The sequence below is a fragment of the Corallococcus caeni genome (assembly GCF_036245865.1).
GTDB lineage: Bacteria > Myxococcota > Myxococcia > Myxococcales > Myxococcaceae > Corallococcus > Corallococcus caeni.
In genome coordinates, this window is record NZ_BTTW01000010.1 from 83,933 (window position 1) to 104,611 (window position 20,679).

The window sequence follows — 20,679 nt, forward strand, 5'->3', positions numbered from 1 at the left end:
GTCAGCCCCATGCGCGGAGCGTCACCCCCAGGTCACTCGTGGAGCGGGGGCCGTGCGCTGGTGGACAGCACGGGCCCTGCCGGGGGCCCGGTGCTACAGCGTGTCCAGCAGCTCCCGGCACTCGCGCCGCCAGTGGAGCGCGGTGGCGGGCACGGGGAGGACACGCACGGAGCCGTCCGCGGGCTCGCGCGACAGCAGGCGCACCTCCTCCGGGCGCACGTGCTCCAGCAGGTCCGGCGAGTGCGTGGCCAGCACCACCTGCACCGGCTGGCCTCCCGTGGACTCACCGCGCGTCATGGCGCGCAGCAGCTCCAGCACCTCGCGCATCAGGCCCGGGTGCAGGGCGCGCTCCGGCTCGTCCAGCGTGAGCAGCTCCGGCAGCGGCCGCTGGTAGGGCAGCACCAGGAACGCGAGCAGCCACAGCACCCCGTCCGAGACGTGCTCGGGACCGAACCACACGTCCGGGCTCCAGCGGTCGCGGAAGCGCAGCCGGAAGGAGCGGTCCTCCAGGTCGCGCGACACGTCCACGTCCGACAACGACGGCACGCGCGTCGCCAGCTCCCGCGAGATGACGTCCCGCGTGGACATGGGCAGCGCCGCGAAGACGCTCGCCAGGTTGCCGCCCTTGCGCTCCAGCCACGTCGCCTTCGCGGAGGAGCCACCCTCGCGCAGCGCCTCCATGCTCAACGACAACTGCTGCGTGGAGTGGCCCTGGCCGGGCAGCGTGTCCATCACGCTGAACGGATACTCCACGCGCGTGCGGTCGCCGTGCGCGTACGTCCACTCGATGCGCAGCGGACGCGATTCATCCCGCCGCCAGAAGTCCGAAGGCTCGTACGCGAGCTGATGCTGGAGCCCCTCCAGCAGGGAGGTCTTCCCCGAGCCCGAGGGCCCCACCAGGACGGTCATCGGCTCCAGGGCGAGCTGCACGTGGAGCAGGCACCGGAAGTGCTCGAAGCGAACGGAGGCAATCACAGCCGGAAGCCTAGCGGCCTCCCCCCAGGGGCCGTCCATGGCTCCAGTCGGACCCATGCTCCGCGTGAAGGTCCTTCACGCCCTCCAGGAGACCAGGCCGGGCGGTGGCGGACCGCGGCACGACCTCGCCGCGGCGCAGCGCCTTCTGGAGCACCTGCGCCAGGTGCGGCGGCTTGCGCCCCGTGGCCTGGCGGATCTGCTCCCGGCAGCTGAACCCGTCCGCGATGAGCAGCGTGTCTCCGGAAGCCCCGCGCACCTTCGGAAGGATGACCCTTTCGCCGCAGGCCTGAAACACGCCGTGTGTCCAGGAAGGTCGTTGTCATGGGGAGGTGTCCACGGCGGACAGGGCCCGGGCCACGAGGCCGCGCGAGCCGGCGTTGCGCACCCGTCGCAGGAGCGACGCCATCCGCGCCGGGACACCCCAGGCGTCCTCGCTCACGAGCAGCGGGACGAGCATGTCACGGATCAACGCGGCGCCGGCCGGAACCGCGTACGTGTAGCCCAGACCGCGCTGGCCCCCGGCCACGGGCTCCACGAGCAGGAGCGTGGTGGACGTCCACGTGAACGTGCCATCGGACTCCGGCTGATCCGTGGGCACGGTGTACGCGGAGACGTCGACCCGCTCGATGGGCGCGGCGGCGCTGTCATGGCGGACGGATGACGGCTTCACGGTGAAGCCAGGCGCGGGATGGCAGCGAGGCGGGGTGTCTCGCATGCCCGCTGTCCGGGAGCCGCACCGGGCGCTCCATGAACCCAGGCGGCCGGGGCCGTCACCGGGGCTGGGCCCACGGCGCGCCCGCGTCTCCCGCTCGCGAGCGGCCATTCCTAGCTTGAGGCCGGAGGGCCAGAAGGCGCGGAAGGCGAAGCCGCGAGGTGAGGGCCGCTCGGGGGAACGGGGATGCGAGGAGGACGCAAGCGGACCCAGGCCGTGGACCGGGCGGTGGAGCCCTGGAACGTCGTGCGCGACGCCGTGCTCCCTGGCGCGCTCGCGGGGACACTGGGCGCCTTCGCGATGGGCGTGCTCGGCTGCGCGTTCTCGGGCGTGCTGCACGGCGAGCCCTGGCGGCCGGCGCTCCTCGTGTCAGGTCTGTTCTTCCGCGATGGCTCGGCCCACGGGGCCCTCGGGGTGCTGCTCGGGCTGTTCATCCACCTCGCCGTGGCGGGTGGGCTCGCCACGGGCTTCGCGCTCCTGCTGCCACGCCGGGGCACCGCCGTCGCGGCGCTCTGCCTGGGCGTGCTCTACGGCATGGGGGTGTGGTTGATGATGACGCGGCTCATGCTGCCCTTCGGCTCGCCGCCGCTGGCCCACGAGGGTGCCTCCGCGCTGCTGTTCCTGTTGCACCTCGCCTTCGGAGCGGCGCTCGGCACGGTGCCCGCCTTGCGAGACGTCCTCACCCGCGCGGACCGGCTGCGGCGCCGCCTCCAGCTCCTGAAGCAGCAGGCCTGAGCCCTTCCCTGCGGCTGACAGGCGGGCAGCCCCTCGCTGCGCGTGGCGGGTGCCCGGCGTGCATAACGTCAGTCGCATGAGCAAAGGAGCGGCCCCGAGCATTCTCATGCGACTGCGCTCCACGCGCCTCGCGGAGACCCTGGGCACGAGCTACTGGCTGCTCCCCGTCCTCTGCGTGGCGGCAGCCATCGCCCTGTCCTCCGGGGCGGAGGCGCTCGACGCGCGGCTGCCGCAGACGGAGCAGGCCTGGTACCTCTTCCGCGGCGGGCCCGAGGGCGCGCGCTCGGTGCTCTCCACCGTGGCGTCGTCGATGATGACGTTCTCCGGCCTCGTCTTCTCCGTCACCATCCTCGTGCTCCAGCAGGCCAGCAACCAGTACTCCCCCCGCATCCTGCGCACGTTCCTGAGCGACCGTCAGAGCCAGCTCACCCTGGGCATCTTCGTGGGCACCTTCGTCTACGCCCTGCTGACCCTGCGCGGCGTGCGGGGCACGTCCGAGGAGCTGCACATCCAGGCCCACGTGCCGTCGCTGTCCGTCTGGCTGTCGCTGGTGCTGGTGCTGCTCTCGGTGGGCGCGTTCATCTTCTTCATCCACCACGTCGCCCAGTCCATCCGCGCCGTCGTCATCCTGGGCCGCATCCACGACGAGACGTGCGCCACGCTGGAGCGGATGTATCCGGAAGGGGTGGGGCAGGACACGCGCGAGCCGGAGCTGCAGCGCCCCCTGGCACCGCCCTCGCTGGTGGTGCCGCACGGGAAGCCCTCCGGCGTGCTCGTCACGGTGGACGAGTCCCGGCTGATGGCCTGCGCGAAGAAGGCGGACGTGATGGTGGGCCTGGTGCCGAGGATGGGGGACTTCGTGCCGCACGGCGCGCCGCTCTTCGAAGTGTGGGGCGACGCAGGGAAGCTGGACGTGAAGGCCCTGACGGACGCGGTGGGCACGGGCGCGGAGCGCACGCTCCAGCAGGACACCGCGTTCGGCTTCCGCCAGCTCGTGGACGTGGCGGAGCGGGCCCTGTCTCCCGGCATCAACGACCCCACCACGGCGGTGCAGGCCATCGACCCGCTGCACGACCTGCTGCGCCGCATGGTGCAGCGGCGCTTCCCCTCGCCCTCGCGCCAGGACGACGCCGGCACGCTCCGGCTGCTGTGCCCCCGGCCGGACTGGGACACCTACGTGCGGCTCGCCGTGGATGAGATCCGCCTCTTCGGCGCGGGGGACCTCCAGGTGGCCCGGCGCCTGCGCTTCCTCGTGACGGACCTGCTGAGCGTGGCGCCGGCCTTCCGGCGGGAGGAGCTGGAGCGGCAGCTGCGCCTGCTGGACGCCAGCATCGAGCGCTCCTTCCAGGACGCGAGCGACGCCGCCATGGCCCGCCGCCCCAGCCCCCAGGGCCACGGCCCCAGGTGAGCCAGCCCTATGGATTCACCGGCCCCGCGGGCTCCGGCGGCCTCGCGCTCCTCGGGTCCGCCATGGCTCCCGGCAGGGCCTCCACCGGAAACGGCCCCGGTGGAATCGTGGGCCGGAAGCGCGTGCGCGTCTCCAGCACGCACACCGCCAGCAGCACCGCCACGAACACCACCGACGTGAGCAGCACCAGCCCGTTGCTCGCGCGCTGCTCGCGCAGGTGCATGTAGAACAGGGCGATGAGCAGCCCCTTCGCCCCCGCGATGAGCAGCGCCACCGGCAGCGACCACGCGCCGTGCGGCAGCGTGTGCAGCCCGTACGTCAGCGCCGTCAGCGCGAGCAGCACCCCGCCCACGAGCAGCACCCCCGCCACGCCCAGCTGACGCCCGGGCTTCTCCACCGCGTCCTCGGCCACGGGCCCGCTCCTCATGACAGGTACAGGATGGGATAGACGAACAGCCAGATGACATCCACCAGGTGCCAGTACATGCCGCCCAGCTCCACCGGCGTCGCGTACTCCGGCCCGAACGCCCCCGCCGCGGACCGCACGCCCAGCACCGTGAGCACGCTCACGCCCACCGTCACGTGCAGCGCGTGGAAGCCCGTCAGCAGGTAGTACAGCGTGAAGAAGAGGCTCGCCCCCACGCGCGGCACCTCCGTGAACCGGTACGCGTCCCCCGGCAGCCCTCCCTCCTTCACGTGGTGCGCGTACTCCACGCCCTTCACCGCCAGGAACACCACGCCCAGCAGCGCCGCCGCCAGCAGCAGCGCGCCGCCCAGCCCCGGCCGGGCCCCCCGCACCGCGTGCACCGCGAGCGCCACCAGGATGCTGCTCGACACCAGCAGGAACGTGTTCAGCGTACCCAGCCCCACCTCCATCGTGAGCTGCGCGGCGCGGAACGCCTCCGGGTACACCGAGCGATACACGCCATAGGCCGTGAACAGCCCCGCGAACAGCAGCACCTCCGTCGCGATGAAGACCCACATGCCCAGGTACGCCGCCTGCTTGCGCGCGTCCTCGGAGCCCCAGTGCCCGGTCACGGCCTCAGGCGGCATGCGGCACCTCCTCCCGCGCGTACTCGTGCGGGCCGGTGGGGTACTCGGGCGTGACGTGGAAGTTGTGCGTGGGCGGCGGGGAGGCGCTCCTCCACTCGAAGCCCTCGCTGCCCCAGGGGTTGTCCCCCGCGACCGCGCCGTGGCGCAGGCTCCACGCCAGGTAGAACGCGATGGCCACGAACCCGAACGCCAGCAGGGACGCGCCCGCCGTGGACGCCACGTGCAGCGACTGGAAATGCGGCGGATAGTCCGCGTACCGCCGGGGCATCCCCAGGTTCCCCAGGAGGAACTGCGGCACGAACGTGGCGATGAAGCCGAAGATGATCAACACCGCCGCGCCGTTGGCCAGCTTCGCGGGGAAGCACCGCCCGAACATCTTCGGGAACCAGTAGTGCAGCGCCGCCAGGAACGCCATCACCGTGGCCCCCACCATGATGAAGTGGAAGTGCGCCACCACCGAGTACGTGTCGTGCCAGTGCAGGTTCAACGACGTGGTCGCGTACGCCACGCCAATCATCCCCCCGAAGAAGAGGAAGAACATGAACCCCAGCGTGTAGATGAGCGGCGACTCGATGGCGATGGAGCCCCGGTAGAGCGTGCCCAGCCAGGAGAAGATTTTTATCGCCGTGAAGATGGCCACCAGCATGGACATGGCGCCGAACGCGCCGGAGCCGAAGGTGGACTGGCCGGACGCGAACATGTGGTGGCCCCAGGTGAAGAACCCCACGAACGCGATGCCCAGCGTGGAGTAGACAATCATCCGGTAGCTGAAGGCGTTCTTGCGGCTGAAGGCGCTCACCGCCTCGCTGATGACGCCCATGGACGGCAGCACCATGATGTAGACGGCCGGGTGGCTGTAGAACCAGAACAGGTGCTGGAAGAGGATGGGGTCCCCTCCGCGCGCGGGGTCGAAGATGCCCGCGCCCACCACCCGCTCCAGCGCCACCAGCAGCAGCACCATGCCCAGCACCGGCGTGGCCAGCACCTGGATGATGGCAGTGCCGTAGATGGCCCAGACGAACAGCGGCACCTTCATCCACGTGAGGCCCGGCGCGCGCAGCGTGTGCACCGTGGCGATGAAGTTGAGCCCGGTGAGGATGGTGGAGAACCCGATGATGAACACGCCCACCAGCACCGGCAGCACCGCCGTGCCCGTCGTGGTGCTGTAGGGCGTGTAGAAGGTCCAGCCCGTGTCCGCGCCGCCCTCGAACATGCCCCACAGCGTGACGCTGGCGCCCAGCACGTAGAGGTACACGGACGCCAGGTTGAGCCGGGGGAAGGCCACGTCCCTGGCGCCAATCATCAGCGGCACCAGGAAGTTGCCGAAGGCGGACGGGATGGCCGGAATCATGAACAGCCACACCATGGTGACGCCATGGAGCGTGAACATCCGGTTGTACGCCAGGTGCCCCATGATGGTGCGGCCCGGCGTGAGCAGCTCGATGCGCAGCGCCAGCGCGAACAGGCCGCCCACGAGGAAGAAGAACAGCGTCAGCCCCAGGAACATCACCCCGATGCGCTTGTGGTCGTGCGTCGTGAGCCACGACCACAGGGTGCGCCCGTCCGACAGGTAGGACTCAGCGGCCGGTGGGGACATAGACGGGCTCCTCGGCCGCGGTGACGCCCGGGCGCAGGGGACGCAGGGACTTGATGAACTCCACGAGCGCGCCGGAGTCCTCCGCGCTCAGCCGGCCGTGGTAGCCCGGCATCACGGGCGCGTAGCCGGCCACCACCTTCGCCAGCGGATCCATCATGGACTCGGTGAGGTACGCCTCGTCCGCGAGCACGGCGCCGCCGCCCTCCAGCGGCTCCCGCCGGCCGTACAGCCCCAGCCACGTGGGGCCGATGTGCGGCGCGCCCGTCACCGTGTGGCATTGCAGGCAGCCCTGCGCGGCGGCGACGCGCTCCCCCCGCACGGCCATGGACTCCGGGGTGCGGGCGCCGGGCAGCGCGGCCACGGGGAGGTTGCGGCGCTGCGCGTCCTGCCACGCGTCGAAGTCCGAGGGCGACAGCACCACCACCTCGCCGCGCATCACCGAGTGGTCCAGCCCGCAGTACTCCGCGCACAGCACCTGGTGGCGGCCGGGCTTCGGCGCCTCGAACCAGAGGTCGGTGTAGCGGCCGGGCACCGCGTCGCGCTTCATGCGGAAGTCCGGCACGTAGAAGGAGTGGATGACGTCGCGCGAGGTGAGCAGCAGCCGCACGGGTCGGCCCGCGGGCACCACCAGCGTGTCGATGGCGCTGGGGCCCCCGGGATAGGTGAACTTCCACATCCACTGCTTGCCGGTGACGTACACGTCCAGCGAGTCCTGGGGCGGGCTCATCACCCAGACGAACTGCTGGAAGCCCAGGACGAACCAGAGCAGGAACAGCGACAGCGGCACGCCGATGAACAGCCCCTCCATCCACGGGGCCGCCACCACGCGCGGCGTGGCGTCCGACGCCGTGCGCCGGCGGTAGCGCACCAGGAAGAAGAGGCCGACGGCGCCAATGCCCACCGCCACCGCGAGCGTGGTGAGCAGCAGGACGAAGTGCAGGTGGTCCACCTTCACGGCGAAGGTGGAGCCCTGCTCCGGGAGGAAGAAGAGGCGGCGCAGCAGCTCGTTCATCGCGCGCCCCCTTCGCCTTCGGAGAGCAGCTGCCGCATGGCCGCGTCGATGGGCTGGTGGATGACGCCCGCGTCCACGTCCACCCAGCCGTAGCCCTCCAGCCGCTCGCGCTGCCGGGCCTTGAGCGCGTCCGCCCTCCGGTCCAGCGAGAAGGGGGGCTGATCCAGCATGCCAATCTGCTGGGTGCTCGGGGGAACCGGGAGGGGCCGCTCGGTTCCGGGGCGCCAGAGGACCCACAGGGCCCAGGCCGCGACGCTGGCCGCCGCGAGCAGCGACAGCGCCACGGCGCCGACGCGCAGCAGCCACGCGGTGGGCAGCCGCTCCAGCTCTGGAGGGGGTGGGCGGGATTCGCTCATGGCGGGCGCACCTGGAGCGAGTGGACGAGGTAGGGATCCGCCACGGGCACGGGATAGGCGCCGCGCGAGAGCCAGATCGCCGCCGCCACGGACACCCCGCCCATCCCCACCCACGCGGTGAAGGCCGTCCACGGGATGACGACGGCCTCCGGGAAGAGCGAGGGGAACAGCAGCCACGCCACGTCCACGGCGTGCATCCCGAGCATCCACAGCGACACGGCCGCCAGCGCCCGGGGCCGCGCCTTGAGCTCGCGCGACAAGAGGAGCGCGAAGGGGATGACGAAGTGGCCCAGCAGCAGCACCAGCGACAGCGCGCCCCAGCCGTCCTCCAGGCGGACGCGGTACCAGCTCACCTCCTCCGGCAGGCTGGCGACCCAGATGAGCATGAGCTGCGAATAGGCGATGTAGGCCCAGAAGCAGATGAAGGCGAACAGCAGCGTGCCCAGCCGGTGGTAGTGGCCGGGGGACAGCAGGCTGCCGAAGTGGCGCGTGTCCCGGGTGGCCGCCCCCGCGACGATCATCAGGGCGAGCCCGCCCACGAAGGCGCCGGAGAAGACGTAGGCGGCGTAGACGGTGGACTGCCACGTCGCCTCCAGCGACATCATCCAGTCCAGCGTCATGAAGGAGAACGTGAGCCCCAGCGCGGGCAGCGAGCCCCCGCCCAGCCGCCGCTGCCACAGCGTCCAGCGCACGTCGCCCGTCGCGTCCTGCCGCACGGACCAGCGGTACAGCAGGGCCCCCACCAGTCCCCAGGTGAGGAAGTACAGCACCGCGCGCACCAGGAAGAAGGGCACGTTGTTGTAGAGCCGCCGGTGGTCGAGCACCTCCAACGTGTGCGCGCCCAGGTTCGCGGAGGGCGCGACCCACGGGAACAGGTGCCGCATCCCCAGCGCGAGGGGCACGAAGAGCAGCAGGAACAGCGGCGCGAGCGCGGCCGTGACCTCCAGCGCGCGGCGCAGCACCACGGGCCAGCGCGCCTTGGACGCGTGGAAGGAGGCGAGCAGCAACAGGGCCCCCAGGCTCAGCCCCAGCCAGTAGGTGAACCCGAAGAGGTAGCCCGCCAGGGCCTGACGCACGTCGAGCAAGGCGCCGACGGCGGTGGCCCCCAGGCCCACGACCCCGAGCGCCGCGCTGAGGCCCAGCGCGCGCCGTCCGCCCTCGAAGCGTGGAAGCACGGGAGGCGTCATGGCGCGCGGACCTCCTCACCGGCTCGCAACCGAGCGGCGGAGGCAGCGAAGGACGCAGGGGCCAGGCCCTCGTGCAGAGCGGCCGTCCCTACGGATGAGAAGATGAGAGCCCAGCAGTGGCGCCCCGGCGGCGGCGCACCTTGGAAACCGGTCCGACTGTCGGACCAGTTTGGACAGCTCGGACGGCTCCCCTGCGCTGAGGATGCCGAGATGGCAACCCGGCTGGGCTTCCCCGTCGGTGGCGCACCTTGGAAACCGGTCCGACTGTCGGACCAGTTTGGACCGCCTGGTTGGACGGAGGCTTCCGCTGAACCTGGGCCGCGAGAACCTGTCCGACTGTCGGACAGGTTTGGGCAGCTCGGGCTGCTGCTCCCGGCGCGCCTCTTGGACTGCCTTGTCAGACGGTGGGTGTAGACCTTGGGAGTCCAGGGAGGCGTCATGGTGATCCAACCTCCTGGCGCAGCCTTGCCTGCACTTCGGGGGGAGCGGCGGTGAGCGGTGCTCTCTGGCTGCGGCCCAGGGCGCGCAGGTACGCGACCACGGCCCAGCGCTCCTGGGGCGTGAGCTGCGGGCCGTAGGCGGGCATCACGCCGAAGCCGTGGGAGATGACCTCGAAGTAGAAGCCCTGCGGGTGCGGCAGCGCTCCCGTCGTGGAGCGCTCATTGAGCCGCCCCTCCATCGCGAGTCCTCGCGGTCCGACGAGCGCGTGCTCCCGGGCCCGGGCCGCGTCCGCGGCGCTGACCGTCACCCCGGGGCCCGGCGCTCCGGGCCGCCCCGCGTCGGCCGTGTCCCTCACGGCGCCCTCGTCGTCCACCCTCCTGGGCAGCGGGAACGCGTCCGGCCCCACCCTCGCGGTCACGGCCTGCGTGCCCGTGTACGGGGCTTCGCCCTCCGCGACGCCGTAGACCACCTGTCCCGCGTGGTCGTGCGGCACGAACAGCCCGGGCGGCCGGCGCTGCGGCATCTTCCTGGCCACGATGGCGTCCCCATCTCCCGTCAGCCCGTGGCACACCGCGCACCAGGTCTCATAGGCCGTGCGCCCCTCCTCCAGCAGCGCCCGGGTGAGCGGCACCGGCACGGCCTGAAGCCACCGTCCCTCCGCCGTCAGCCCCTGGCTGGAGGCCGGGTCCTCCTGATTGCGCCACTCCTGCGCCACCGTCCCCGGCACCAGGGGCCGCATGGCGCGGCCGTCCTCGAAGAACGCGCTCGCCTTGAACGCCTCCGCGCGCGGCTGCGACGCCATGGGGTCCGTGTCGTCACACGCGGCCACCCCGCCCAGCAGCGCCAGGAGCGCCCAGCGCGTCATCGCGCCCCCTCCGCCACCACCGACACCTGCCGCGCGCCCAGCTCGCGCAGCGCGGCCTCCACCCGCGGCGCGTCATCGCCGTCCACCGCGACGCTGGCCCAGAAGCCGTCCACGGACGCGCTGCGGAAGGACTCCACGTCGAACACCGGGTGCGTCACGTGCGGGAAGCCGAAGAGCACCATCAGCGCGCCGAAGACCATCAGCGCCGCGCTCAGCACGGCCAGTTCGAACGTGATGGGCAGGTTCGTGGGCACGCTGTGCAGCGGCCGGCCGCCCACGTCCAACGGATAGTCCACCGCGTTGGTGAACCACTGCGTCACGTACGCGAACACCGCGCCCCCCAGCCCCGCGCCCAGCGCCAGCAGCGGCAACCTCGAGCGCTTCAGCCCCAGCGCCTCGAACGTCTCCTCCACCGGGAACGGCGTGTGCGCGTCCAGCTGCTCGAAGCCCCTCTCCCGCAGGGCCTTCAGCGCGGCCACCAGCGCGTCGCTGGACGCGAACTCTCCCAGCACCCAGTGGCGGCTCATGGCGCACCGCCGGGCCGGGTGCCCTGCTCGCGCCGGAACTGGAGCGACGCGTCCACCTCGCGCTGGAGTTCCTTCATCTCGCTCACGGACACGGCCGGCACGTACTTGAGGAACAGCAGGAACGCCGTGCCGAAGAACGCCACCGTGCCGCCCAGCAGGCTCCAGTCCACCCACGTGGGCCGGTACGCCGCCCAGGACGACGGCAGGAAGTCCATGCTCAGCGACGCCACCACGATGAGGAAGCGCTCCGTCCACATCCCCACGTTGATGAGCAGCGCCGCCACCCACAGCACCGCCACGTTCGTGCGCAGCCGGGAGAACCAGAACAGCTGCGGCACCCCCACGTTGCAGAAGATCTGCATCCAGAACAGCGGCGCGTACGGCCCGAAGAACTCGGCCTGCGTGGCGTGCATCTCGAAGGGGTTCGCGCTGAACCAGGCGAAGAAGTGCTCCTGGACGTAGCCGTACGTCACCATCCACCCCGTCGCGAGCAGCACCTTCGCCATGTTGTCCAGGTGCAGCGGCGTCACCACGTGCTCGATGCCCAGCGCCTTGCGCGCGGGGATGAGCAGCGTGAGCACCAGCGCGAAGCCGCTGAACACCGCGCCCGCGACGAAGTACGGCGGGAAGATGGTCGTGTGCCAGCCCGGCAGCTGCGCCACCGCGAAGTCGAAGGACACGATGGTGTGCACGCTCACCACCAGCGGCGTGGCCAGCCCCGCCAGCAGCAGGTAGCCCGTGCGCCACTGCCGCCAGTGCCGCGCCGAGCCGCGCCACCCCAGGCTCGCCACCCCGTACCAGAAGCGCGCGCGGGGCGTCTTCGCCGTGTCGCGCGCCGTGGCCAGGTCTGGAATCAGCCCCACGAACCAGAACAGCAGCGACACCGTGAGGTACGTCCCCACCGCCGCGATGTCCCACGTCAGCGGCGAGCGGAACTGCGGCCACGCCCGCAGACTGCTGGGATACGGCACCAGCCAGTAGAACTTCCACGGCCGCCCCAGGTGCAGCAGCGGGAAGAGCCCCGCGCACGTCACCGCGAAGAGCGTCATCGCCTCCGCGAAGCGGTTGATGGAGCCGCGCCACTTCTCCTGGAACAGCAGCAGGATGGCGCTGATGAGCGTCCCCGCGTGGCCAATGCCGATCCACCACACGAAGTTCGTGATGCCGAACGCCCACGCCACCGGGATGTTGTTGCCCCACGTCCCCACGCCCACGAAGAGGGTGACGCAGATGGCCACCGTCAGCAGCGCGGTCCCGGCCAGCCCGAAGCCCAGCATCACCCACCAGGTCCGGCCCGCGGGGCGGTGCACGAAGGCCAGCAGCGACTCGCTGTAGGCGCGGTCGGAGTGGCGCCCTTCCAATATCGGGTGCTCGGCGAGCGGATCCCCGGGCGCGGGCACCTGCGGGTCGGCCGTGCTCATGCGCCTCCCTTCGGCGCCGGGTTCTTCAGGCGCACCAGGTGCACCGTGCGAGGCCGGGTGCCCAGGGAGTTGAGCAGCTTGTAGTGCCGGGGGTCCTCGTGCGCGCGGCGCACCGCCGACTCCGGCGCGCGCAGGTCCCCGAAGGTGATGGCCTCCGTGGGGCAGGCCTGCTGGCAGGCGGTGCGGACCTCGCCTTCACGCACGTCCCGGTGGGCGGAGCGCGCGACGGCGCGGGCCCGTTCGATGCGCTGCACGCAGTACGTGCACTTCTCCATCACCCCGCGCGAGCGCACCGTGACGTCCGGGTTCTGGCGCAGGCGCGTGAGGGGGTCTCGCTGCTGATACTCCAGGTAGTTGAAGCGGCGGACCTTGTAGGGGCAGTTGTTGGAGCAGTACCGCGTCCCGATGCAGCGGTTGTAGACCATCTGGTTCAGGCCCTCGTCCGAGTGGACGGTGGCGTTCACCGGGCACACGTATTCGCAGGGCGCGGCCTCGCAGTGCACGCACGCCACGGGCTGGGTGATGAAGCCCGGGTCGTCCGGGTCGCCCAGGAAGTACCGGTCGATGCGCAGCCAGTGCATCTCCCGGCTCTTGAGCACGCCGTCGTGCCCCACCACCGGCACGTTGTTCTCCGCCTGGCAGGCCACCATGCACGCGCTGCATCCCGTGCAGCGGTGCAGGTCGATGGCCATGGCCCACTGATGGCGGTCGCTCTTCAGCAGCGCGGAGGGCGGGTAGAGCCGCTCGCCGTCCTCCTGGAGCGGCTGGAGTGCCTGGGGCTTCGCGTGGAAGGCCTCGTGCGGGAGCTGGAGCGCCAGCTGGCGTCCCTCCATGCTCCAGTGCTCCTGCGTGAGCGCCAGCGCGTGGTGCCGGCCCGTGCGGGTGAGGTTCACGGTGGCCGCGCCCCAGGGCATGTTCCGGGACCCCAGCGCGTACGCATTGACGCCCACGCCCTGCCCCACCGGGCCCACGCGCTCGCGGCCGTGGCCCAGCGCCAGCGTCACCGTGTCGTCCGGCTGGCCGGGCAGGACCAGGACGGGCACCTCCACCGCCTGCCCCAGCACCTCCAGCCGCGCCACGTCTCCCTTCTCCAGCGACAGGGCGCGCGCGGTGGCCGGGGAGAGCAGCGCGGCGTTGCCCCAGGTGAGCTTCGTCACCGGGTCGGGCAGCTCCTGGAGCCAGGCGTTGCCCGCGAAGCGGCCGTCGTACAGCCGCGAGTCCAGCACCAGCGACAGCTCCAGGCCCTCCGGCTTCTCCGCCAGGTGGCTTGCCCGCGCCATCGCCCGCATGTCTGGTGCGTCCTGGACGATGCGGAAGGGCCCCAGCCCCGCGACCTCCAGCGCGTCCTCCATCACCGCGGCGGCGTCCAGCACGGCCCGCGCGGGGGGAGCCTGCGTGCCGGTAATGACGCCATCCGCGAGCCACGCCTCCCAGCGCGCCTCGAAGTCCGATGGCGCCCCCGCGCGTTCGCGCCAAAGGGACTTGAGCAGCTCGTAAGGGCTCTGGGCCTCCAGTCCCGCGAAGACGCTCAGGAGCTCCACCTCTGAGACCGCGCCGGGGAACAGGGGCGCGATGAGCGGCTGTGAAATCGACACGGTGCCATCCGGCGCGCGGCCATCGCGCCAGGACTCGAACGGGTGCGTCGCGGGGACGAACGTGGTGCAGCGCGCTGCCGTCTCGTCCTCGTGGAGGCCGTGGTACAGGCGGAAGGGGACGCGCTCCAGGTTCTGCGTGAAGCCCGAGTCCCACACCGCCGTCCAGACCGGGTTCCACGCCGTGATGATCAGCGTGTCCACCCGTCCATCGAACAGCTCGCCCCTGAGTGAGTTCAGCGCCTCCGGGCCGCCCTCTGGAAGCGCGACGGGCTCCAGCAGCCGGGGCGTGTTGCCCAGCGCCTCGTCCACCGCGAACGCCAGCTCATGCACCAGCGGCGGCTGCCGCGCGCCCACCGTCACCCGGCCCTGGCCTCGGTGCGCGAGCAGGTCCCTGGCCGCGCCGCGCACCCAGGCGCGCTGCGCGTCCGTCAGCGCGGTGGCCGGAACGCGCAGCTCCGCGAGCCTCGCGGCCAGTGGATCCGTCACACGCGGACGCGGTCCGCCTGTCGCGGCGGATCCGTTCGTGGGGTTCGCCGGAGCGTTCGCGTCCGTGCCTCCGGATGCGCCCTTCCCCAGCCCCGCGCCCACCTCCGCCGCCAGCGCGAGTATCAACGCGACGCCCTGCGACGGCCGCAGCCGCAGCCGTTCGTCCGCGAAGCCGCCCGTGACGGTCAGCGTGCTCTCCGCGACCCACAGCCGGTTCATCGCCTCCGGCTTGCGTGCGCGCACGAAGTCCCGCGCCGCGCGCAGGTTGCCGGGCTGGGACGTGGAGAGGAAGTCGTCGTCCAGCGCCACCACCACCGCGCGCCCCACGTCGTGCACCACGTCCAGCACCCTGCCGTACGCCAGCCGAGTGCCCTCCCTGCGCCCGTCCGCCAGGGCCGCGCCACAGGGGATGATCCGCGCCCGGGGGAAGCGCTCCTGGATGCGCGCGTACAGCGCCTGCACCAGCGGGCTGCCCGTGGGCTCCACCAGGAAGCGCAGCCCGGCGCCTCCATCCTCGCGCTCGGCCTGCTTGCGCAGCGCGTCCCGAACGGTGCTCCACGCGGCCTCCACGCCGTTCAGCCGCGCCGTCTTCGCGCGCGCGGGGTCATAGAGTCCCAGCAGCGCGGCCTGCTCGAAGACACCCGCGGCGCCCAGGCTCGCGGGGTGCAGCGGGTTGCCCTCCACCTTCGTGGGCCGGCCCTCGTGGCTCTCCACCACCAGCCCCACCGTGCGCCCGTTCCACTCCAGCCCCGTGGCGAAGTGCAGCGGCACGCCGGGCGTCAGCCCCTCCGGCGGCTGCGAATAGGGGAGGATCTTCTCCGGCGGCTGACGGAAGCACCCGCTGAAGCCCGCCGCCGCCAGGGACGCGGTCGCCAGTTGCAGGAAGGTGCGCCGCGCCAGGCCCTCGGGCGGAAGCGTCGCGCCGGGAGGATGCTCACGAGAGACCGCTTCGTGAACGGGGCCTCCCGCGTGCCACTCCTCCAGGCTGCGCCACGCACGCACCGCGTCCGTCCCGGGCGCGTCTGGGACTGCCGGCGGCGCGGGAGGGTCGGTCAGAAGTGGCATGTGTTGCAATCCGTCCGGGGGTGCACGTCGAGCGCGGCCTGCACGGCGCGGCCTGTCTCCCGCGCGTCGCCAGGAGGGCGCCAGGTGAGGTTCGCGACCTCGGACACGGGGCGCAGCCACGGCGTCGGGTCGCGGTGACAGTCCAGGCACCAGCCCATGGTGAGGGGCGCCACCTGCTGCACCGCCGGCATGGTGTCCACGCGCCCGTGGCAGGTGACGCAGCCCACGCCCTTGTTCACGTGGATCTGATGGCTGAACCAGACGTAGTCCGGCAGCGCGTGCACCCGGTTCCACGGGAGCGGCGTGCCGTCGAAGCCGCTGGCACGCACCGGCTCCAGGCGCGCGCTCTCGTTCCACACCTGCGCGTGGCACCCCAGGCAGCGCTGCGTGGGCGGCACGCCCGCCACCGGCGAACGCCACGCGCCCTCATGGCAGTAGCCGCACGGGATGCCTTCGTCGCCCACGTGGTGCCGGTGGTCGAACGGCAGGGGCTGCTCGTGGGGCGTGAACGAACCGCGTCCCAGGGGATTGCGCGCGAGCAGCAGCAGCCCCGCCAACGACACCGCGGGCACACCCAAGGCCAGGGCGATGAACGCCCGAAGCACCGAGTCAGTCCCGGGGCGGAACAGCGGAGCCATGGCCCTCCTCCGTCCTGCGTGTTGGCCTCCGTGAAGGCGCGCGCGACTGTGGGCGCGGCTTCAAGGGAACCACCAGCCGCCCGCTCACACCCCGTCGCGTTTCACACGCCCTGGGAGGGAGGCGTTGGCCAACTCACAGGAGGCCCGTCCGCGGGTACAGCCCGCGAGCGCGCGAGGCTCGGTGCCCGGTGCTCGCGGACGGGCGGAGGCGCGGCGTCCACGAGCGCGCCGTCCTCCGCGAAGCAACCCCACGCGATGAGCCCGGGGCACGCGCGGCCTCGGGCCAGGGCCCGACGCGCGGCTCCACGAAGCAGCGCACCGGCCCCTCAGGACCGCAGCGGGCGCTCGCGCACGGGCGCGGAGGCCGTCATCACGGACGCCGCGCCCACGTACACGTCCACCGGCGACAGCGGCCCCGCGCCCGGCAACGCCGCCAGCTCGCGCACCACCGCCTCCTGCCCGTGACACGTCATGCCGCGCGCCATGCAGTCGCGCAGCGCCGCCTGGAGCCACGCGGCGGAGTCCGTCTCTCGCGGCGCGTCCAGCAGCACCCCGCGCAGCACGTCCCGCAGCGCGGGCGACACGTCACCCAGCGCCGCGTCCACTCCGGCCGCGTCCTCCGGCACCACCGCGTTCCCCACGACCAGCTCCAGCAACACCCGCCCCAGCGCGCGCACGTCCTCCCGCGCCTCCACCGGCGAGCCCACCGCGTCCTCGCGGACCGGCAGCTCCACCACGTCCGGCCGCGACGGCGACGTGAAGCGGCGCAGCAGCGGACGCGCGGGCCGCAGCCCGAAGTCCGTCAGCGTCACTTCACCCCGGGGCCCCACGCGGATGCGGTGCGACCGCACGTCCCCGTGCACCACGCGTGCGCCATGCGCGGCCTGCAACGCGCCCGCGACCTCCGCGCCCACGTGACACACGAACGCCTCCGACGGCCGCGCCCCACGCCCCATCACGCGCCTGCGCGCCGTGGCCAGCGAACAGCCCGGGACGTAGTCCGACACCACCGTCAGCGTGTCGCGCGCGTCCACCTGGAAGCCGTGGAGCCTCGCGATGCCCGGATGCCGCAGCGGCACCGCCAGCGTCAGCGCCTCCTCCAGCGGACGCCGCGTCTCCGGCGCCAGTCCCGACGCCAGCAGGAACGTCTTCACCACCAGCGGGCGCGCTTCGACGGGCCCCTGCTCCAGCGGCCACACCAGGGACACCCACTCGCCCAGCGGGCCCCTCCCCAGCGGATGCAGGGGGGCGAACGCGGGCAGCCGGGAGGCGAACGGAAGCACGGACATGGCACCCTCCAACCCAACACATCCAACCTGCGACGTCAACCCAGGCGGTCCTACGCCACGGGTCCTGCGACTCCCGACACCCGGGCACGCGGCCCGGGTGCCAGGAACGGCCCGAGGCTAGAAGTAGCCGCCGACCGTGGTCGTGATGCCGATGGTCACGTCGTTGCCGGAGAAGTTGCCCTGCTCCGAACCCAGGCTGCCCACGTCCTGGCTGATGAGCGCGCGCACCTGCGGGCCCGCGCCCACGAAGAAGTGCGGCGAGACGTGGAACAGGATGGGGGCGTTGAAATCCAGGACGAAGTTCACGTCGCTGCTGTTCGGGACGTGCGCGAACTGCACGCCGAAGCCCGCCTTGGGCCAGAACGACACGCGCTCGTTGAGCGGCAGGTGGTAGCCCACGCGGCCCAGCACGCCCAGGCCCACGACGGTGCTGTCACCGAAGCCGAAGGCCACCAGCGCGGACGCGCCCACCGACAGGTTCTGCTGGAGGAAGTAGTCCGCGGACGGCTCCAGGCGGATCAGGAACACTTCCGAGGCGGTGTTGTAGCCCAGGAAGCCGTTGAGCTCCTGGCTGATGACGACCTGGCTCGCCTGACCGAAGTCAGACGCCTTGCCCGGATCGCTGTTCAGGTTCGGCTCATCCGCCGCGACCGCCTGCGACGACACCGCGAGACCCGCCACCAGCGCCAGGCCCGTCCACTTGCTGTTTCCACGCATCGAGGTTTCTCCCCACGTTCGCGCCCGGCCGACCCTTCCCGGTGCGCATGCGGGGCCCCTTCTAGCCAAAGCCTGCCGCAACGCGAGGATGTTTTCCGACCCACCCAACACTTCGTTGACACCCCACCATCAGCGCCGCGAACACAAAAATCCTGATCGCGCGCCTCTCTATCTACAGGGATGAGAAAGAGAGAACCCCGTGTGGACTCCCCGTCCACAGTGCACCGCCGGAACCTGTCCGGCTGTCGGACAGGTCCGGACCGTCCCGTGCGCGGAGGTGGCGTGTCCGGGGACGTCAGCGCGCCGCGCGCACCAGGCCGCGAGCGCCCAGCACCGCGCCGCCCACGACGCCGCCCGTGAGCGCCGCCAACCCCAGCGTCGCGGTGAAGCGCTTCCACGCGGGCGTCGGCGGCACGCTGCCGCGGGGGCCCACGCCTTCGGCCACGGGGCTGAAGAGGTTGCCCTCGGGGCGGTCCAGCGGCGTGTCCGTCATCTGCATCCGCACGCCGAAGCGGGAGAGCACCGCCTTGCCCACCGACGGCGCCACGCCGTTGAGCCACAGCATCAGCCGCCCCTGGAGGAACGCCGGCACCGACGTGCGGCCCGGCCGCTTCGCCAGCCGCACCACCGCCTTCGCCACCAGGTCCACGTCGTACGTGGGTGGCACCGGCACGGGCTTCTTCCCGAGCATCGTGGGCGCGTGGTCGAACATGGGCGTGGACACGGACGGCACCAGCACGTTGGACACCTGGATGCCCGTGCCCTGCAGCTCCATCTCCAGCGACTGCGCCCACCCCAGCGTCGCGTGCTTCGCCGCGGCGTACGCGGACAAGAGCGGCGCGGACCCCGACGACAGCATGGACTGCACGTTGAGCAGGTGGCCGTGGCCCTGCTTCCGGAAGTGCGGCAGCACCGCGCGCGCGAAGCGGAAGTAGCCGAAGCACGCCACGTCGAACACGCGCGTGATGTGCTCCCAGGGCAGCTGGTCGAAGTACCCGTAGGACTGCACCGCCGCCGCGTTCACCAGCAGGTCCACGCGGCCGTAGTGCGCCACGCACTCGCGCACCACGCGCTCCACGTCCTCCGCCACCGTGACGTCGCCTTCACACACCAGGCACTCGCCGCCCTGCTGGAGCACCTCCACGCGCAGCCGCTCCAGCGCCGCCTGGCGCCGCGCGGTGACGCACAGCCGCACGCCGGCCTCCGCCAGGCGCAGCGCGGACTGCCAGCCCACGCCGCTCGACGCGCCCGTGACGATGGCCACCTGTCCCTTCAAGTCCTCGTGACGCGCCATGCGTTTTCACCCCTCCTCGCGAAGAGGTGGGACTTCCGCACGGGCTTCGCACGAGCCAGGCCCCCGAAATCCTCCGCGCGCCCCTCCCTCGCCCGGCCGCTCAGCGGGCCGGCGGGCAGGGCGCGCGGGGCTCAGGCCCAGGAGACGTCGTAGACGGCGTCCACCAGCGACTGCGCCTTGCCGCGCACCTGCACGTCGTGCACGCCCGTCACCTCCAGCGCGGACTGGAGGATGCCCTCGTTGTAGGGCACCGGCATCAGCGAGCGCTTCATGATGACCCGGCCGGACGTGGGCCCCGTCCACTCCACGGTGCGCTCGCCGAAGTTCAGCGCCGTGCGGTAGCCGGAGTGCATCAGCTCCAGCAGCCGCTTCGGGTCGCCGCCCGCCTGCTGCACGAAGTCACGCGCGAACATGGAGTTGAGGAAGTCCAGCATCGCCTGCGTGCCAATCTGCCGCTGCGCCGCCTCATGCCCGCCCACGAGCGACGAGAGCTGCTCGGCCGCGACGTAGGACAGCCGCAGGAAGCGCGGGAACGGATAGGTCTGCATGGGCATGAAGTCGGCGGTCTCGCCCACCTGCTCCAGACAGCGCGACACCGCCTCCGGTCCGCCCAGGAACCGCACCGCGTCCAGCACGCCCAGGAAGAACAGGCCCCGGCTCGTGTCCTCCGGCGTCGTTGCGGCCAGGCGAGCCTCCAGGTCACGGGCGACGTCGTCGGGGAGATTCAGCGCGCCGTGCGGCATCAGCGTCGTCCTTTGAATGAGGGGGACTGGACCAGGCGGGGACCCGGCGGGGCGCGAGGATTCCACAGGTCCCGTTCCATCGCGAGTCCTGGATGGACCTGCCTCGCGCCACGCGACACATGTTTCACGACGTGCGAGGTCCTTCCGGGCCTTCCCCGGATGATGAAGGCAGGAAGTGGCGCACCACCTCCAGCAGGGAAGCCACCGACACCGGCTTGCGCAGATAGGCCGTCGCGCCCGGAGGATGGAAGGGGCTGCCGGACAGCACGACGATGGGGACGCCCTCCAGCATGCGTTCCGCGGACAGCCTCGCGAGGAAGGCCTGTCCGTCCATCACCGGCATCATCAGGTCCAGCAGCACCAGGCCTGGGCGCGGATGGGACTTCAGCCAGTTCCATGCGTCCTCTCCGTGGATGCATTGCGCGACGCGATAGCCCTCCATCTCCAGCAGCGTCGCGACCGCGTCCCGGATGTCTTCCTCGTCCTCGATCAAGAGGATGGGGGGGGCACTGTCTGTCATGCAGTGTCTCCACTCGCTTTCCGCCACACATCCGGCCGTCATG

General features: G+C 71.8%; 21 protein-coding genes. 2 read left to right on the plus strand and 19 right to left on the minus strand.

Annotation, left to right across the window (positions count from 1 at the left end; all coding sequences use genetic code 11):
* Positions 1 to 93: 93 nt before the first annotated feature.
* From AABA78_RS33250 to AABA78_RS33260, 3 genes are read right to left on the minus strand one after another with little or no spacing between them, the layout of a single operon-like run.
* The gene (locus tag AABA78_RS33250) at positions 94 to 975 is read right to left on the minus strand and encodes an AAA family ATPase (RefSeq protein ID WP_171414181.1); all 882 of its coding nucleotides are present in this window, start codon (positions 973 to 975) and stop codon (positions 94 to 96) included.
* A 10-nt stretch (positions 976 to 985) separates the two neighbouring features.
* Positions 986 to 1,270 carry a hypothetical protein gene (locus AABA78_RS33255; protein WP_338269364.1) on the minus strand — a complete coding sequence of 95 codons (285 nt, stop codon included), beginning with the start codon at positions 1,268 to 1,270 and terminating at the stop codon, positions 986 to 988.
* Positions 1,271 to 1,294: 24 nt separating this feature from the next.
* On the minus strand, positions 1,295 to 1,645 hold the full coding sequence (locus AABA78_RS33260) for an enolase-like domain-containing protein (RefSeq protein ID WP_338269365.1): 351 nt from the start codon (positions 1,643 to 1,645) through the stop codon (positions 1,295 to 1,297).
* Positions 1,646 to 1,873: 228 nt separating this feature from the next.
* Between AABA78_RS33260 and AABA78_RS33265 the strand changes: the two genes are divergently transcribed.
* Both AABA78_RS33265 and AABA78_RS33270 read left to right on the plus strand, forming a co-directional pair.
* Positions 1,874 to 2,422: a hypothetical protein gene (locus AABA78_RS33265; protein ID WP_338269366.1), complete on the plus strand. Its 549-nt coding sequence runs from the start codon at positions 1,874 to 1,876 to the stop codon at positions 2,420 to 2,422.
* Positions 2,423 to 2,528: 106 nt separating this feature from the next.
* On the plus strand, positions 2,529 to 3,830 hold the full coding sequence (locus AABA78_RS33270; protein ID WP_338269368.1) for a DUF2254 domain-containing protein: 1,302 nt from the start codon (positions 2,529 to 2,531) through the stop codon (positions 3,828 to 3,830).
* A 7-nt stretch (positions 3,831 to 3,837) separates the two neighbouring features.
* Here the strand turns inward: AABA78_RS33270 and AABA78_RS33275 are convergent, their stop codons facing one another.
* The 16 genes from AABA78_RS33275 to AABA78_RS33350 all read right to left on the minus strand — a co-directional run bounded on the left by AABA78_RS33275 (position 3,838) and on the right by AABA78_RS33350 (position 20,636).
* Positions 3,838 to 4,242 carry a cytochrome C oxidase subunit IV family protein gene (locus tag AABA78_RS33275; RefSeq protein WP_338269370.1) on the minus strand — a complete coding sequence of 135 codons (405 nt, stop codon included), beginning with the start codon at positions 4,240 to 4,242 and terminating at the stop codon, positions 3,838 to 3,840.
* An 11-nt stretch (positions 4,243 to 4,253) separates the two neighbouring features.
* Positions 4,254 to 4,883: a cytochrome c oxidase subunit 3 gene (locus tag AABA78_RS33280; RefSeq protein WP_338269371.1), complete on the minus strand. Its 630-nt coding sequence runs from the start codon at positions 4,881 to 4,883 to the stop codon at positions 4,254 to 4,256.
* Positions 4,873 to 6,480, minus strand: a complete 1,608-nt coding sequence (locus AABA78_RS33285; RefSeq protein ID WP_338269373.1) for a cbb3-type cytochrome c oxidase subunit I — start codon at positions 6,478 to 6,480, stop codon at positions 4,873 to 4,875. The genes AABA78_RS33280 and AABA78_RS33285 overlap by 11 nt, the downstream gene beginning before the upstream one ends.
* A complete protein-coding gene (gene coxB, locus AABA78_RS33290) occupies positions 6,461 to 7,492 on the minus strand; it encodes a cytochrome c oxidase subunit II (protein WP_338269375.1) in 1,032 nt (343 codons plus the stop codon). Before coxB ends, AABA78_RS33285 begins: the two co-directional genes overlap by 20 nt.
* Positions 7,489 to 7,848, minus strand: coding sequence for a hypothetical protein (locus AABA78_RS33295; RefSeq protein WP_338269377.1), 360 nt, complete (start codon positions 7,846 to 7,848; stop codon positions 7,489 to 7,491). Before AABA78_RS33295 ends, coxB begins: the two co-directional genes overlap by 4 nt.
* Entirely contained in the window at positions 7,845 to 9,035 is a 1,191-nt protein-coding gene (locus AABA78_RS33300) for a hypothetical protein (RefSeq protein WP_338269379.1), read from the minus strand. The genes AABA78_RS33295 and AABA78_RS33300 overlap by 4 nt, the downstream gene beginning before the upstream one ends.
* 436 nt (positions 9,036 to 9,471) lie before the next feature.
* Complete coding sequence (locus AABA78_RS33305; RefSeq protein WP_338269380.1) at positions 9,472 to 10,341, minus strand: c-type cytochrome; 870 nt, start codon at positions 10,339 to 10,341, stop codon at positions 9,472 to 9,474.
* Entirely contained in the window at positions 10,338 to 10,868 is a 531-nt protein-coding gene (locus tag AABA78_RS33310) for a DUF3341 domain-containing protein (RefSeq protein ID WP_338269382.1), read from the minus strand. The genes AABA78_RS33305 and AABA78_RS33310 overlap by 4 nt, the downstream gene beginning before the upstream one ends.
* The gene (nrfD, locus tag AABA78_RS33315; protein ID WP_338269384.1) at positions 10,865 to 12,289 is read right to left on the minus strand and encodes an NrfD/PsrC family molybdoenzyme membrane anchor subunit; all 1,425 of its coding nucleotides are present in this window, start codon (positions 12,287 to 12,289) and stop codon (positions 10,865 to 10,867) included. The genes AABA78_RS33310 and nrfD overlap by 4 nt, the downstream gene beginning before the upstream one ends.
* The gene (locus AABA78_RS33320; protein WP_338269385.1) at positions 12,286 to 15,435 is read right to left on the minus strand and encodes a TAT-variant-translocated molybdopterin oxidoreductase; all 3,150 of its coding nucleotides are present in this window, start codon (positions 15,433 to 15,435) and stop codon (positions 12,286 to 12,288) included. The genes nrfD and AABA78_RS33320 overlap by 4 nt, the downstream gene beginning before the upstream one ends.
* Positions 15,423 to 16,073 (minus strand): cytochrome c3 family protein, encoded by a 651-nt coding sequence (locus AABA78_RS33325; protein ID WP_171416280.1) that lies wholly within the window; start codon positions 16,071 to 16,073, stop codon positions 15,423 to 15,425. Before AABA78_RS33325 ends, AABA78_RS33320 begins: the two co-directional genes overlap by 13 nt.
* A gap of 326 nt (positions 16,074 to 16,399) precedes the next feature.
* Positions 16,400 to 17,362, minus strand: a complete 963-nt coding sequence (locus tag AABA78_RS33330) for a protein kinase (protein ID WP_338269387.1) — start codon at positions 17,360 to 17,362, stop codon at positions 16,400 to 16,402.
* A 117-nt stretch (positions 17,363 to 17,479) separates the two neighbouring features.
* A complete protein-coding gene (locus AABA78_RS33335; RefSeq protein WP_338269388.1) occupies positions 17,480 to 18,079 on the minus strand; it encodes a hypothetical protein in 600 nt (199 codons plus the stop codon).
* 295 nt (positions 18,080 to 18,374) lie between these two features.
* A complete protein-coding gene (locus AABA78_RS33340; RefSeq protein ID WP_338269390.1) occupies positions 18,375 to 19,373 on the minus strand; it encodes an SDR family NAD(P)-dependent oxidoreductase in 999 nt (332 codons plus the stop codon).
* Between the two features lie 131 nt (positions 19,374 to 19,504).
* Entirely contained in the window at positions 19,505 to 20,116 is a 612-nt protein-coding gene (locus AABA78_RS33345; RefSeq protein WP_338269392.1) for a DUF2378 family protein, read from the minus strand.
* Positions 20,117 to 20,240: 124 nt separating this feature from the next.
* Entirely contained in the window at positions 20,241 to 20,636 is a 396-nt protein-coding gene (locus AABA78_RS33350; protein WP_338269393.1) for a response regulator, read from the minus strand.
* Positions 20,637 to 20,679: the final 43 nt, after the last annotated feature.

What these genes read in the sequence shown, in the direction of transcription:
- AABA78_RS33265 (WP_338269366.1), top strand. Translation starts at nt 1,874, where the DNA reads ATGCGAGGAGGACGCAAGCGGACCCAGGCCGTGGACCGGGCGGTGGAG.
- AABA78_RS33270 (WP_338269368.1), top strand. Translation starts at nt 2,529, where the DNA reads ATGCGACTGCGCTCCACGCGCCTCGCGGAGACCCTGGGCACGAGCTAC.
- AABA78_RS33280 (WP_338269371.1), bottom strand. Translation starts at nt 4,883, where the DNA reads ATGCCGCCTGAGGCCGTGACCGGGCACTGGGGCTCCGAGGACGCGCGC.
- AABA78_RS33285 (WP_338269373.1), bottom strand. Translation starts at nt 6,480, where the DNA reads ATGTCCCCACCGGCCGCTGAGTCCTACCTGTCGGACGGGCGCACCCTG.
- coxB (WP_338269375.1), bottom strand. Translation starts at nt 7,492, where the DNA reads ATGAACGAGCTGCTGCGCCGCCTCTTCTTCCTCCCGGAGCAGGGCTCC.
- AABA78_RS33295 (WP_338269377.1), bottom strand. Translation starts at nt 7,848, where the DNA reads ATGAGCGAATCCCGCCCACCCCCTCCAGAGCTGGAGCGGCTGCCCACC.
- AABA78_RS33300 (WP_338269379.1), bottom strand. Translation starts at nt 9,035, where the DNA reads ATGACGCCTCCCGTGCTTCCACGCTTCGAGGGCGGACGGCGCGCGCTG.
- AABA78_RS33305 (WP_338269380.1), bottom strand. Translation starts at nt 10,341, where the DNA reads ATGACGCGCTGGGCGCTCCTGGCGCTGCTGGGCGGGGTGGCCGCGTGT.
- AABA78_RS33310 (WP_338269382.1), bottom strand. Translation starts at nt 10,868, where the DNA reads ATGAGCCGCCACTGGGTGCTGGGAGAGTTCGCGTCCAGCGACGCGCTG.
- nrfD (WP_338269384.1), bottom strand. Translation starts at nt 12,289, where the DNA reads ATGAGCACGGCCGACCCGCAGGTGCCCGCGCCCGGGGATCCGCTCGCC.
- AABA78_RS33320 (WP_338269385.1), bottom strand. Translation starts at nt 15,435, where the DNA reads ATGCCACTTCTGACCGACCCTCCCGCGCCGCCGGCAGTCCCAGACGCG.
- AABA78_RS33325 (WP_171416280.1), bottom strand. Translation starts at nt 16,073, where the DNA reads ATGGCTCCGCTGTTCCGCCCCGGGACTGACTCGGTGCTTCGGGCGTTC.
- AABA78_RS33330 (WP_338269387.1), bottom strand. Translation starts at nt 17,362, where the DNA reads ATGTCCGTGCTTCCGTTCGCCTCCCGGCTGCCCGCGTTCGCCCCCCTG.
- AABA78_RS33335 (WP_338269388.1), bottom strand. Translation starts at nt 18,079, where the DNA reads ATGCGTGGAAACAGCAAGTGGACGGGCCTGGCGCTGGTGGCGGGTCTC.
- AABA78_RS33340 (WP_338269390.1), bottom strand. Translation starts at nt 19,373, where the DNA reads ATGGCGCGTCACGAGGACTTGAAGGGACAGGTGGCCATCGTCACGGGC.
- AABA78_RS33345 (WP_338269392.1), bottom strand. Translation starts at nt 20,116, where the DNA reads ATGCCGCACGGCGCGCTGAATCTCCCCGACGACGTCGCCCGTGACCTG.
- AABA78_RS33350 (WP_338269393.1), bottom strand. Translation starts at nt 20,636, where the DNA reads ATGACAGACAGTGCCCCCCCCATCCTCTTGATCGAGGACGAGGAAGAC.